The organism is Mucilaginibacter sp. McL0603, from assembly GCF_049992945.1.
Lineage (GTDB): Bacteria > Bacteroidota > Bacteroidia > Sphingobacteriales > Sphingobacteriaceae > Mucilaginibacter.
Window position 1 is genome coordinate 360562 of record NZ_CP188251.1, and the last position, 12182, is coordinate 372743.

Below are 12182 nucleotides of genomic sequence, written 5' to 3' on the forward strand. Positions count from 1 at the left end.
ATTCAGGTATTGCACCTATGGCGCAAAAAAATCATTTTAATTATCGTTCTACCAACATTTAACTCCTAAAGGAGCAGCTTTTCTTGAGAAATATGGATGTGGGTACACGGTAGCCATTTACGGGGCGGAAAGTATATAAAGTAGAGGGCTTAAGCCAAAAAATTCAGCGATAAAGTTTTAAAAGCGATTTCCCCGCAATAACGGCACTTTACGAATTGTTTTCAATTTAATATTTCGTTATTAACGTGCGGTAATTTTAAAGTTCTTAAATTGCTGTGATGATTCCGACTAACCGAGCTCACATTTTGAAACCATTGTCCAATTCCGAAAAGGAATGGGATATCATCGTCGTTGGCGGCGGAGCAACAGGCTTGGGTACTGCATTGGATGCGGCCTCGCGCGGTTATCAAACTTTATTACTGGAGCGGGCTGATTTTGCAAAAGGCACTTCAAGCCGCAGTACTAAACTGGTGCATGGCGGTGTGCGTTACCTGGCACAGGGGAATATCGGCCTGGTGCGCGAGGCTTTGTATGAACGTGGGTTATTACTCAAAAATGCACCTCATCTTGTAAAAAATGTATCCTTCATAATCCCTAACTATCATTGGTGGGAAGGTCTATTTTATACAATCGGTTTGGGTGTTTATGACTTGCTGGCGGGTAAATTAAGTTTCGGCCGTACAAAGCATATCTCTAAAAATGAAGTATTAAACAAACTACCCGGCATCAACCCAAAGAGCTTATATGGTGGAGTGGTTTATCATGATGGCCAGTTTGATGATTCGCGGCTGGCAATAAATCTCGCTCAAACCTGCCTGGAACAAGGAGCCACTGTGCTTAATTATTTCAAAGTAACAGGACTTCTAAAAAACGCTCAGCAAAAAATATCAGGAGTTAAGGCAACCGATCTGGAAACAGGAGAAAAATATCAGCTTAAAGCAAAAGTTGTTATTAACGCTACAGGTGTTTTTGTTGATGATCTTTTGCAGATGGATAAGCCCGGCAAAAAACCATTAGTGAGGCCGAGCCAGGGTATACATTTTGTTTTGGACCGATCTTTTATGCCCTCGCATGATGCCCTGATGATACCTAAAACTGATGATGGGCGTGTGCTTTTTGCAGTACCCTGGCATGATAAGGTAGTGGTAGGTACTACAGATACACCAATTGATTCCCACAGCCTTGAACCGGTTGCATTAGAACAAGAGATAGATTTTATATTAAAGACTGCTGCCAAATACTTAACAAAAGCACCAACCCGAAAAGATGTATTGAGCGTATTCGCAGGCCTGCGTCCTTTAGCTGCCCCGCAGAATGATTCATCAAAAACAAAGGAAATATCGCGCAGCCATAAACTGATTGTATCAGAATCGGGCCTGATCACTATTACCGGTGGTAAATGGACAACCTACCGCAGGATGGGCGAAGATACAGTTGATAAGTCAATACAAATTGGTGGTCTAAATTCACAATCCTGCAAAACCAAGGAACTGCCCATACACGGAAGTATGCAGGGTGTTGATTGGGATAACTACCTATACGTTTATGGAAGCGACCGGGATAAAGTTCTTGATCTGGTAAACGAAAACCTGGAATGGGGTAAAAAACTCCATCCGCATTATGATTATTTGCAGGCTGAAGTAATTTGGGCTGTACGCAATGAGATGGCGCGAACAATTGAAGATGTACTTGCGCGAAGGGTAAGATTGTTATTTCTTGATGCAAAAGCTGCTAAAGAAGCGGCACCCGTAACGGCAAAATTGATCGCCGCTGAGCTCGTGAAAGATGCAGAATGGCAGGAAGAACAAATACTATCATTCAATACACTGGCGGATAATTATTTATTGCAGCCTTGATGTTTATAATGTAGATTTATACACCAATTATTCTTTTCAACCCTAAATGGAACAATATATTTTGGCCCTTGACCAGGGCACAACCAGTTCGCGTGCTATTGTGTTCGATCACAAAGGGCAGATCAGATCGGTTGCCCAAAAGGAATTTAAGCAGATCTTTCCCCAGCCCGGATGGGTTGAACATGACCCAAATGAAATATGGTCGAGCCAGGCAGGAGTAGCCGCCGAAGCAACCGCGAAGATGGGCATTAATGGCACAAACATTAAAGCTATCGGCATCACCAATCAGCGGGAAACTACCATAGTTTGGGACCGCACAACCGGCGAACCCATTTATAATGCTATCGTTTGGCAGGACAGGCGTACTGCAGCTTTTTGCGACCAGTTGAAGAGTGATGGTCATACTAATCTGATCCGCACAAAGACGGGCTTAGTGATCGACGCCTATTTCTCAGGCTCAAAGATCAGGTGGATATTAGATAACGTCCCCGGTGCACGGGCCAAAGCCGAAGCGGGTGAATTAGCCTTTGGCACAGTGGATAGCTGGCTGGTTTGGAAACTTACGCGTGGGCGCATACACGCTACCGACGTTACCAACGCCTGCCGTACTATGTTATTCAATATCAGGACTCTGGAATGGGATAAAGAACTACTCAAAATATTTAACATCCCCGCAAGTATGCTGCCTGAAGTGAAACAAAGCAGCGAAATATACGGCGAGACCGCTACTACCATTTTCGCATCCAAAATTCCGATCGCAGGTATAGCGGGCGACCAGCATGCGGCGCTTTTCGGGCAGATGTGTATTGATAATGGCATGGTAAAAAACACCTATGGCACCGGCTGTTTTATGCTGATGAACATCGGTGATGAGTTTATCGAATCAAAAAATAACCTGCTCACCACCATAGCCTGGAAAATTGACGGCAAAACCCAATACGCTTTTGAAGGCAGTATATTTATTGGTGGTGCGGTAGTGCAATGGCTTCGGGATGGGTTGGGAGTGATCAAAACATCTGCTGAAGTAGAGCAATTAGCCTCAACTGTGCCTGACACTGGCGGAGTATATTTTGTACCTGCATTTGCCGGTTTGGGCGCCCCCTATTGGGACGCCGAAGCAAGAGGTACCATAGTAGGCCTTACCCGTGGCTCAACAGCCGGACATATTGCCCGCGCGGCGCTTCAATCTATCGCTTATCAAACTATGGATGTGTTAAAGGCAATGGAAGCAGATGCAGGCATGCCGATAAGAGAATTAAGGGTTGATGGTGGCGCAACAGCCAATAATCTGTTGATGCAGTTCCAGGCGAACCTGCTTAACTGTAAAGTGATCAGGCCAAATATAGTAGAGACTACTGCACTCGGCGCAGCCTACTTAGCCGGACTAGCCGTAGGATACTGGAAAAACCGCGAAGAGATACAACAACTATGGCAAACCGAAAGGGAATTTATCCCGGCAGCAGATACACCCGAAGTGCAGAACGGAATCAAAGGATGGAAGAAAGCTGTGCGGGCTGCACAAGCATGCAACGACATTTGAGAATCAAGAGTAAAGAACCAAGAAACAGGAATAAAAAAAGAACCGTTGGAGTTAAACAATACAATCTTGCTTCCTGGCTCTTAAATCTTGACTCCAATATAAATTATTTCATTTAAAAAAACCTCCTTACAATGTCTCCATTCATAGCCGAACTGATCGGCACCATGCTATTAATCCTTCTAGGCGACGGTGTAGTTGCCAATGTTCTTTTAAACGATACCAAAGGCAACAACAGCGGCTGGATAGTGATCACCACTGCCTGGGGTCTGGCCGTATTTGTTGGCATTACGGTGGCGGGTCCATATAGTGGGGCGCATTTAAACCCTGCAGTTACCATCGGACTTGCTATTGCGGGTAAATTTGCCTGGGCTAGTGTTTTACCTTACATAGCCGCCCAGATGATCGGCGCCTGCATTGGCGCTTTCCTGGTTTGGTTGATGTATTACGATCATTTTCAGCGGACGAATGATCCGGGTTTTGTTTTAGCCTGTTTTTGTACCGGACCGGCGGTGCGTAATTATGTCTCAAATATTGCCAGTGAAATTATAGGTTCGTTTGTGCTGATCTTTGTTGTTTTTTATGTGACTAAAGGAGAGATCATCCCGACTAAAACTCCCATTGGTTTAGGATCAGTAGGTGCTGTACCCGTTGCTTTTTTGGTTTGGGTGATAGGGCTTTCCTTAGGCGGTACAACCGGGTATGCTATTAATCCGGCGCGCGATTTGGGTCCCCGTATTATGCATGCTATATTACCTGTAAAAAGTAAAGGCAGCAGCGATTGGGCATATTCCTGGATACCTATATTAGGCCCAATCATCGGCGCAGCAATAGCAGCGTTTCTTTACATGCATTTGAATTAATTAAGATTTTATATACTAATATTTGTTTTGCCTCACCAAACTCTCCCCCTTTGGAGAGAGGAGTTTGAATACAAATATTTGATAGAGTTTGGGGTGAGGCTCTCTGCTTTTGAATTAATAAAATTTAAGATGAAAAAGTTTTTGATTTTCGTGTTGGTGCTATGCTCATCAGTAATTTTTTGCACCGCTCAGGATAAACCTGTTATTATAGGTTATGTAGGGGGCTACCGGGGTTTGATCAATGTAAATGTATCAGCTAAAAAATTGTCCATTATCAATTATGCTTTTGTTGATGTGAAGGATAACCGGGCATGGCTGCACAGGGAAGCAACAGATACCGTCAACTTCAGGCGTTTAAATGAACTTAAAAAACAAAACCCTGCACTTAAAATTGTAATATCAATAGGCGGCTGGACCTGGAGCGGGAAATTCTCTGATGCCGTATTAACAGATACCGCAAGAGCAGCATTTGCAGCCAGCGCTGTGGATATCGTCCGTAAATATGATCTGGATGGCGTGGATATCGATTGGGAATATCCAACCATAAAAGGTCTGGATGGAAATATATACAGGCCGGAAGACAAACAAAACTATACCCTGATGTTCCGCGACCTGCGCCATGCCCTTGATAGCATCAAACAACAAACCGGCAAAAGTTACCTGTTAACAACAGCTGCAGGCGGATTTAAAAACTTTGTGGATAATACCGAAATGGGTAAAGCACAGCAATATCTGGATTACATCAACCTGATGACCTATGATTACTCTTCCAAAATAGCAGAACATCATACCAATCTGCACAAGTCCAAACTGTATAAAGGGAAAAACAGTGCTGATAAGGCTGTGGATGCTTTTATAGCAGCAGGTGTACCATCAGAAAAATTAGTAATGGGCATTGCTTTTTATGGGCGCGCTTATAACCTTGCATCTGATACCAAAAGTGGTATAGGTGACAGTATTCTTAATCGCGATAGAGGCTGGGGATATAGTACAATAAAGGATAGCCTGGTCAATCAGAACGGTTATGTAGAATATCGCGATAAAAAAGCTAAAGCGCCTTATCTATACAATGCTTCCAAACGGCAATTTATTACTTATGACGATGAATGGTCGGTCAAGAAAAAATGCAAGTATGTACTCAAAAATAAGATGGGCGGCGTGATGTTTTGGGAATATAGTTCCGATCCGAAGGAATATTTACTGGATGAGGCGAATACCATTTTAAAGTGATTTGTAGCCTAACGTGCCAGCACTGTTTCTGATACGTAAAACTACGCAATATTAGCGGGTGATTTTTGTGGGTTTAAATAAATAACATTGCAAATGAGGCAATTACATTGTTTTTGCTCTTTGCAATGCTTTGTAACGCTACCTATGCTTTGTTGATGAAATAACCTATTAACATTATTTTAGTACAAAATCCCTAAAAACCTATTATTTATTATGGAAACTAAAGAAAAAACAAAAACAACAGAAACATCAGAATCAAGATGCCAGCTGACGGGAAAAGAGGGTTCGCCGATCGATCTTAAAGTCGCAGCGGAATGGACACGAAATCATCGTCACAGGCATCCTGGTGGCGTGATATCCCAATTTTTCGGCCAGGAAATCTTAAACCAGATCCTTGAGCAACCGGATTGCATAGGTCTGCGTTTTTATTATGCTAACAGTAAACCTTTAACCGGATGGCAGCGCTTTGCGAAAAAAATCTTCAAAAAATCCGAAGGAGAAGTGCACTTGATAATTAGCGGAGTAACCCCTGATGGTAAGGATCAACTGCCGGCATCAGGAAAAGGTATAGATGGACAGGCATTAGGAGCCCACGTTGCATTGGCACAGGCCACAACCGGCAGTACACTTGGCGAGCAAGCGATACCTTGTCCCGGAGGCACCGGATGTCCTCAAAATGTGCTTACCGGGTCATGAGATAAAATAATTTAGGTAATGTCCATAACTGTCATACTGCTCTATAGTTCAATAGCATTGGATATTTTACCATTGCTTGCTGCTTTATACAACTATCGCAGGCTCGACGGGGTATTAAAATTATTTGCTTTTTTTTGCCTGATACCCCTAACTTTTGATCTCCTGGAATGGATCTTATCAAAATTCCAGGTACATAACAATTGCCCTCTTTTGCATTTATATGATCTGTTTGCCATATTATTTTTTACAGCGATTTATTACAGAGCATTTTACGGATCAATTTTAAAGAAGATTGCTTTGATACTTGGTGGAGCGGGCTTAGTTGTTGTTGTTTGTAATGCGATTTTTATTGAACATATATGGACGTATCCCTCAATTTCAAATACTGTTTTATGCCTGCTGATGATTATCGTATCATTAACCTATTTTTACCAGTTGTTAACCCGGCAGGAATTTTTACATATAGAGAAGCAGGGACTGTTCTGGATAAATTCTGGAGTTCTATTTTATTTTTCTATCAATATCTTCCTGTTTATGCTTTATAATAAAATGAGTATAAGTGTAAGGAACGATTATTATGTGATACAAACGGGGACAAGTATTATTGCTAACTTACTTTATTCAGTCGGATTACTTTGCAAACCTCAGAAAACAACCTGATACCTGTATTGATAACGGGAACGATCGTAGTAATTATACTCGTTGTTTTTTTATTCCTTTTTGTGATCGTATACCAGAGAAGGATGATCAAAAACCAGGTAGTATTAAGACAATTGCAGGATGAAAAACAAAGCGACCTGCTTAATGCAGTTTTTGAAACCCAGGAGACTGAACGTAAGCGCCTTGCCGAGGATCTTCACGATAGCGTTGGACAAGTTTTATCAGCAATAAAAATGAATCTTCACCGAATCGAAAAAATATATGAAAGTGATAATACAAATGGCCTATTATCAGATACCCGCAAACTTACCGATGAATGCATACAAGAAATACGAAATATCATCCATAATGTATTACCGCCCGTGCTAACTGATTTTGGTTTGATCGATGCTTTGCAGGCGTTATGCACCAAAATGGCGCAGACGACTGATATTAATATCACTTTTACGCGGAACCTGGCTGATGAAAGGTTCCCGTCAGAAATTGAACTGACGTTTTATCGCATAGCACAAGAGCTTTTCGGCAACGCGGTTAAACACTCGGGTGCCTCGGCTATACAGTTGTACATTACAAAAGAAACAGGTTGGCTGGTAATGTCATTCAGTGATAATGGTGCCGGTTTCGATATGGATAATGTGAAACATGGTTTCGGACTGAAGAACATGCAAAGCAGGGCTCATCTCATCAATGGGAAAGTACATATTTATACTAAACCCGAAAACGGCACACTTACTACATTAAAGGTTAAATTGCCCTGATTATTAACAGACTATAATTATCTTTACGCAAATTTAGCCTGCTTATGAAGCCAATAAATCTGGCAATTGCGGATGATCATAAAATTTTCAGGAACGGCTTGAAAGCTATGCTGGAAGATTGCCCCGACTTTAAACTGCTGATAGAAGCCTCGAATGGCAAGGAGCTTATTGGCCAGTTAGCTACCCATACCCCCGACGTAATATTAATGGATATAAAAATGCCCGAAATGGATGGTATGCAAACCACAGCCTATATTCATGAGCATTTTAAACAGATCAAAGTGTTAACTCTTTCCATGCACAATGAAGATAAGTACATTGTAGATATGATGAAGGCCGGTGCTTCGGGATATCTGCTTAAGAACGCAGAGCCCGAAGAGATCATTGACGCCATATCAACAGTTTACGAAAAAGGCTTTTATTTTAATGAACACCTGTCTGTAACGCTCATTAAACAATTGGTAGGCCCGGGCAGCTATACTGATAGCGCCGGACAACAAACTGTAGATCTAAATGACCGGGAGATAGAAGTATTAAGACTGGTTTGCCAGGAATATTCCAACCAGGAAATAGCCGATAAAATATTCCTGAGTGTGCGTACGGTTGAAGGTTATCGCGCACGCTTGTTTGAAAAAACCGGTTCAAAAAACCTGGTGGGGCTGGTGATATTCGCCATCAAGAGAGGGATTATTAGCGTTTGATCGATGTCAGAAGTCTGAGTTCTGATGTCTGAAAAAAATCTAATCAAAAAAATCTTCTGACCTCAGATTTCCGACTTCAGATTTCAACAATATCTTTGCACAATGGAAACCATTACCTGGCATGATTTTGAAAAGGTAGAGCTTCGCGTTGGTACGATACTGGAAGTTGCTGATTTCCCCGAAGCACGCAAACTTGCCTACAAAGTAAAGGTTGATTTTGGTCCTTACGGTATCAAATGGTCAAGTGCGCAGATCACCAAACACTACACGAAAGAACAGTTGCCTGGCCGGCAGATAGTGGGAGTGATCAATTTTCCAAAAAAACAGATCGCCACGTTTATATCCGAGTTTTTGGTGACCGGCTTTGCCGATGAAAACGGTGATATCGTATTAACCTCAGTTGAACATACCGTGCCCAACGGCAGTAAATTAATATAATGCGTTACTATAATTTTGGCGATGAGCAGCCTGCCATATCGCCCGATGATTTTTTTATGAATGAGGCCCTCAAAGAAGCCAAACAAGCTTTAGCCGAGGATGAGATACCCATTGGAGCGGTAGTAGTTTGCAACGGGCAGATCATTGGCCGCGGCCATAACCTTACAGAACGCCTTATTGATGTATCCGCACACGCAGAAATGCAGGCACTGACCGCTGCAGCGAATTTTTTGGGTGGTAAATATCTCAGAGATTGTACCTTATATGTTACTATGGAGCCTTGTGTTATGTGTGCAGGAGCATGTTATTGGTTCCAGCTGAGTAAGATCGTATTTGGTGCTTATGATACCAAATTAGGTTTCGGTAGGTTGAATCAAAAGATCACCCACCCCAAAACACTTATTACCGGCGGCATCCGCGAAAATGAATGTGCGGAACTGGTGCGGAATTTTTTTAAAAGCAAGCGGTAGCTGTTTTATAGTCGATGGTCCATAGTCGATAGACCATAGTAGTTGATTGGAAAGTTTATTATCCGATATATATAACTATGGACTATGGTCTATTGACCATGGACAATAATTCACACAAAAACTTGACATTAATTTAGAACAAAAGTTAATCTCATACCTTTATATTTGTACCTCAACGAACATTAACCTTTTAAAATAAATTATTATGGCATTCACACTACCTGCGTTATCATACGCTACCGATGCTTTGGAACCACACATTGATAAAATGACGATGGAGATCCACCACGGAAAACACCACCAGGCTTATGTAACCAATTTAAACAAGGCCCTTGAGGGTAAGCCTGAAGCAAACAGCAGCATTGACGATATCATTAAAAATATTTCAAAATTCCCGCCGGCGGTTCGCAACAATGGTGGTGGCCATTACAACCACACCATGTTTTGGACATTGCTTTCACCAAGCGGCGGTGGCGAACCTACAGGAGCTTTGGGTACTGCAATAACAAGCACTTTCGGGACATTTGCCGATTTCAAAACCAAATTATCAGAAGCCGGTGCTACCCGTTTCGGTTCAGGTTGGGCATGGCTGATCGTTACACCTGACAAAAAACTGGCAATAAGCTCTACCCCTAACCAGGATAATCCGCTGATGGATATAGCTGAAGTTAAAGGCATCCCGGTTTTAGGCATCGATGTTTGGGAACATGCTTATTACTTAAAATATCAGAACCGCCGTCCTGAGTATTTAGCTGCTATCTGGAACGTGATCAACTGGAACCACGTTGCTGAATTGTATGCAAAAGCAATAGCTTAATTTTAAATCAACAAATAAATTGAACGGCGGGATAGAATTATTCTGCCGTTTTTTATTACTACCTATTATGAAGGCAATGGTTCTGGAAGCGGACGATAAACCGCTAGTATTAAAAGAAGTTGAAAAACCCGTATTGCAGGCTGATGAGGTATTAGTGCAGATAAAAGCTGCCGCCTTAAACCGGAGGGATTACTGGATAACCGTAGGTAAGTATGCGGGAATAAAATATCCCTCAATAATTGGTTCTGATGGTGCCGGCATAGTAGCAGAAGTGGGCAGTGACGCAAATAAAGTATGGTTGAACAAGGAAGTGGTTATTAATCCCTGCCACAACTGGGGAAACCATGATGAATATCAGAATCGCGATTTCACAATATTGGGTCTACCCGAAAACGGAACTTTTGCCGAATATGTAAAAGTTAAAGCCGAATATTTATATCCAAAGCCCCCACACCTTAGCTGGGAGCAAGCAGCAGCACTCCCCTTAGCCGGATTGACTACCTTCCGGGCATTATTTACTAAAGCCAAAGCAAAAAAAGGCGATAAAGTGCTGATAACCGGTGTAGGCGGTGGAACAGGTGTATTTTCCCTGCAATGGGCAGTAGCAGCCGGATGCAAGGTATTTGTGACCTCCGGATCGGGCGATAAAATACAACGCGCAAAAGATTTAGGTGCTTCAGCCGGGGTTTGTTATAAAGCGCAGGACTGGGCACAGGAATTACAGCATCTGACAGGTGGCTTTGATGTCATTATCGATAGCGCATTGGGTAATGGATTCGATAAACTGCTTGATATCAGTAACCCCGGAGGACGTATTGTATTTTTTGGCGGAACGGCAGGCAATATTCCCGCACTAAATGGCCGTAAAATATTCTGGAAACAATTACAGATCTTAGGTACCACCATGGGTTCACCTGATGATTTTAAGGCAATGATCGATTTTGTAAATAAGCACAGGATCACGCCTATAATTGACGAAGTGTTTCCGCTTGCACAAGCACAAAAAGCGATAGATAAAATGGAGAACTCATCACAGTTTGGGAAATTAGTACTTACAATCTAATCAGAATGCTTCAGTTAAAAATTGAAGCCATTAAATGGGAAACCCCCGATACGGCCACTTTCTTTTTAAGTGAACTATCCGGCAAGAAGATCCACTACAAGGCCGGGCAGTTTATCACGTTTGTATTTACTCATCATACCGAAGAGATCCGCAGATCATATTCATTAAGCTCATCGCCTGATGAAGATTTATTGGCTATCACTGTAAAAAGAATAACCAATGGCGAAATATCCCGTTTTATGCTAAGTAAGCTAAAGCCGGGTGAAATATTGAATGCTGTCGAACCCGCAGGTAGATTTACGGTAACCGATTCCAAATCAAATAAAAATATTTTTTTATTTGCTGCCGGCAGTGGTATCTCCCCCGTATTCGCGCAATTAAAACATGCGCTTGCTCGCCCCGGTAACAGCCGTTTCATACTTATTTATAGCAGCCTAAACCAGTCCTCGATATTGTTCAAAGAAGAACTGGATAAATTGGCAACAGATCATCCCGGCAGGTTAAAGATCATTCATCTTTTAAGCAGTGATGGGAACAGGTTAAATAATACGACAGTAGAGCAGTTGGTAAAGAGGAATGCCACCTTCGACCTGAATAAAGCAGAATTTTATCTATGCGGCCCTTTCGCCTATATGCGAATGATAAGGCTTACACTGATATTTATGGAAATAGAGCCTGCACAGATACGTAAAGAGAACTTCGTAATTGAAACTGTAGCAGTAACCACCGGCAAGAGTACTTATCCACCCGGAAAGATCAAGATAAATTATAAAGGCGAGTTATATGACATCAGCGTAGGCGAAAATCAATCCATATTGCAAGCTGCTCTGCAAAATAACATACAATTGCCCTATAGCTGTCGTGCCGGGATATGCTCAACCTGTACTGCCCTGTGTAAAAATGGCACAGTGGTAATGACGGAAAACGATGTCCTTACTGATAAAGACCTTGACGAAGGTTGGATATTAACCTGTACAGGCCATCCAATTGGTGACGATGTAGTAGTTGAATTTAAGTGATAGATAGTCCGAGCAGTAGTGGCCTGAAGATAGCCAAAACAGGAAATTGTCATTCTGAGCGAGAGCGAAGAATC

General features: G+C 42.2%; 13 protein-coding genes. All 13 read left to right on the top strand.

Annotated elements, in window-relative coordinates; translation table 11 throughout:
- The first annotated feature begins 278 nt into the window (after positions 1 to 278).
- The 13 genes from ACPPVU_RS01795 (at position 279) to ACPPVU_RS01855 (ending at position 12108) form a co-directional block, all read left to right on the top strand.
- Complete coding sequence (locus ACPPVU_RS01795; RefSeq protein ID WP_426669979.1) at positions 279 to 1856, top strand: glycerol-3-phosphate dehydrogenase/oxidase; 1578 nt, start codon at positions 279 to 281, stop codon at positions 1854 to 1856.
- A 46-nt stretch (positions 1857 to 1902) separates the two neighbouring features.
- Complete coding sequence (gene glpK / locus ACPPVU_RS01800; RefSeq protein ID WP_426669980.1) at positions 1903 to 3396, top strand: glycerol kinase GlpK; 1494 nt, start codon at positions 1903 to 1905, stop codon at positions 3394 to 3396.
- A gap of 131 nt (positions 3397 to 3527) precedes the next feature.
- A complete protein-coding gene (locus ACPPVU_RS01805; RefSeq protein WP_426669981.1) occupies positions 3528 to 4256 on the top strand; it encodes an MIP/aquaporin family protein in 729 nt (242 codons plus the stop codon).
- A 129-nt stretch (positions 4257 to 4385) separates the two neighbouring features.
- Positions 4386 to 5486 (top strand): glycoside hydrolase family 18 protein, encoded by a 1101-nt coding sequence (locus ACPPVU_RS01810; protein ID WP_426669982.1) that lies wholly within the window; start codon positions 4386 to 4388, stop codon positions 5484 to 5486.
- A gap of 213 nt (positions 5487 to 5699) precedes the next feature.
- Positions 5700 to 6182, top strand: coding sequence for a hypothetical protein (locus ACPPVU_RS01815; RefSeq protein WP_426669983.1), 483 nt, complete (start codon positions 5700 to 5702; stop codon positions 6180 to 6182).
- 18 nt (positions 6183 to 6200) lie between these two features.
- On the top strand, positions 6201 to 6842 hold the full coding sequence (locus ACPPVU_RS01820) for a hypothetical protein (protein ID WP_426669984.1): 642 nt from the start codon (positions 6201 to 6203) through the stop codon (positions 6840 to 6842).
- Entirely contained in the window at positions 6818 to 7600 is a 783-nt protein-coding gene (locus tag ACPPVU_RS01825) for a sensor histidine kinase (protein ID WP_426669985.1), read from the top strand. Before ACPPVU_RS01820 ends, ACPPVU_RS01825 begins: the two co-directional genes overlap by 25 nt.
- A gap of 44 nt (positions 7601 to 7644) precedes the next feature.
- On the top strand, positions 7645 to 8301 hold the full coding sequence (locus tag ACPPVU_RS01830) for a response regulator (RefSeq protein WP_426669986.1): 657 nt from the start codon (positions 7645 to 7647) through the stop codon (positions 8299 to 8301).
- Positions 8302 to 8403: 102 nt separating this feature from the next.
- The gene (locus ACPPVU_RS01835) at positions 8404 to 8739 is read left to right on the top strand and encodes a tRNA-binding protein (RefSeq protein ID WP_426669987.1); all 336 of its coding nucleotides are present in this window, start codon (positions 8404 to 8406) and stop codon (positions 8737 to 8739) included.
- Positions 8739 to 9209 carry a nucleoside deaminase gene (locus tag ACPPVU_RS01840; RefSeq protein WP_426669988.1) on the top strand — a complete coding sequence of 157 codons (471 nt, stop codon included), beginning with the start codon at positions 8739 to 8741 and terminating at the stop codon, positions 9207 to 9209. Before ACPPVU_RS01835 ends, ACPPVU_RS01840 begins: the two co-directional genes overlap by 1 nt.
- Positions 9210 to 9414: 205 nt before the next feature.
- The gene (locus ACPPVU_RS01845) at positions 9415 to 10026 is read left to right on the top strand and encodes a superoxide dismutase (protein WP_426669989.1); all 612 of its coding nucleotides are present in this window, start codon (positions 9415 to 9417) and stop codon (positions 10024 to 10026) included.
- A gap of 67 nt (positions 10027 to 10093) precedes the next feature.
- A complete protein-coding gene (locus ACPPVU_RS01850; RefSeq protein WP_426669990.1) occupies positions 10094 to 11089 on the top strand; it encodes a zinc-binding dehydrogenase in 996 nt (331 codons plus the stop codon).
- A gap of 5 nt (positions 11090 to 11094) precedes the next feature.
- Entirely contained in the window at positions 11095 to 12108 is a 1014-nt protein-coding gene (locus ACPPVU_RS01855) for a 2Fe-2S iron-sulfur cluster-binding protein (RefSeq protein WP_426669991.1), read from the top strand.
- The last annotated feature ends 74 nt before the right edge of the window (positions 12109 to 12182 follow it).

Excerpts from the sequence above, each read along its gene's own strand:
- ACPPVU_RS01845 (WP_426669989.1), top strand. The coding sequence starts at position 9,415 with ATGGCATTCACACTACCTGCGTTATCATACGCTACCGATGCTTTGGAA.
- ACPPVU_RS01805 (WP_426669981.1), top strand. The coding sequence starts at position 3,528 with ATGTCTCCATTCATAGCCGAACTGATCGGCACCATGCTATTAATCCTT.
- ACPPVU_RS01815 (WP_426669983.1), top strand. The coding sequence starts at position 5,700 with ATGGAAACTAAAGAAAAAACAAAAACAACAGAAACATCAGAATCAAGA.
- ACPPVU_RS01820 (WP_426669984.1), top strand. The coding sequence starts at position 6,201 with ATGTCCATAACTGTCATACTGCTCTATAGTTCAATAGCATTGGATATT.
- ACPPVU_RS01795 (WP_426669979.1), top strand. The coding sequence starts at position 279 with ATGATTCCGACTAACCGAGCTCACATTTTGAAACCATTGTCCAATTCC.
- ACPPVU_RS01830 (WP_426669986.1), top strand. The coding sequence starts at position 7,645 with ATGAAGCCAATAAATCTGGCAATTGCGGATGATCATAAAATTTTCAGG.
- ACPPVU_RS01810 (WP_426669982.1), top strand. The coding sequence starts at position 4,386 with ATGAAAAAGTTTTTGATTTTCGTGTTGGTGCTATGCTCATCAGTAATT.
- ACPPVU_RS01850 (WP_426669990.1), top strand. The coding sequence starts at position 10,094 with ATGAAGGCAATGGTTCTGGAAGCGGACGATAAACCGCTAGTATTAAAA.
- ACPPVU_RS01835 (WP_426669987.1), top strand. The coding sequence starts at position 8,404 with ATGGAAACCATTACCTGGCATGATTTTGAAAAGGTAGAGCTTCGCGTT.
- glpK (WP_426669980.1), top strand. The coding sequence starts at position 1,903 with ATGGAACAATATATTTTGGCCCTTGACCAGGGCACAACCAGTTCGCGT.
- ACPPVU_RS01840 (WP_426669988.1), top strand. The coding sequence starts at position 8,739 with ATGCGTTACTATAATTTTGGCGATGAGCAGCCTGCCATATCGCCCGAT.
- ACPPVU_RS01855 (WP_426669991.1), top strand. The coding sequence starts at position 11,095 with ATGCTTCAGTTAAAAATTGAAGCCATTAAATGGGAAACCCCCGATACG.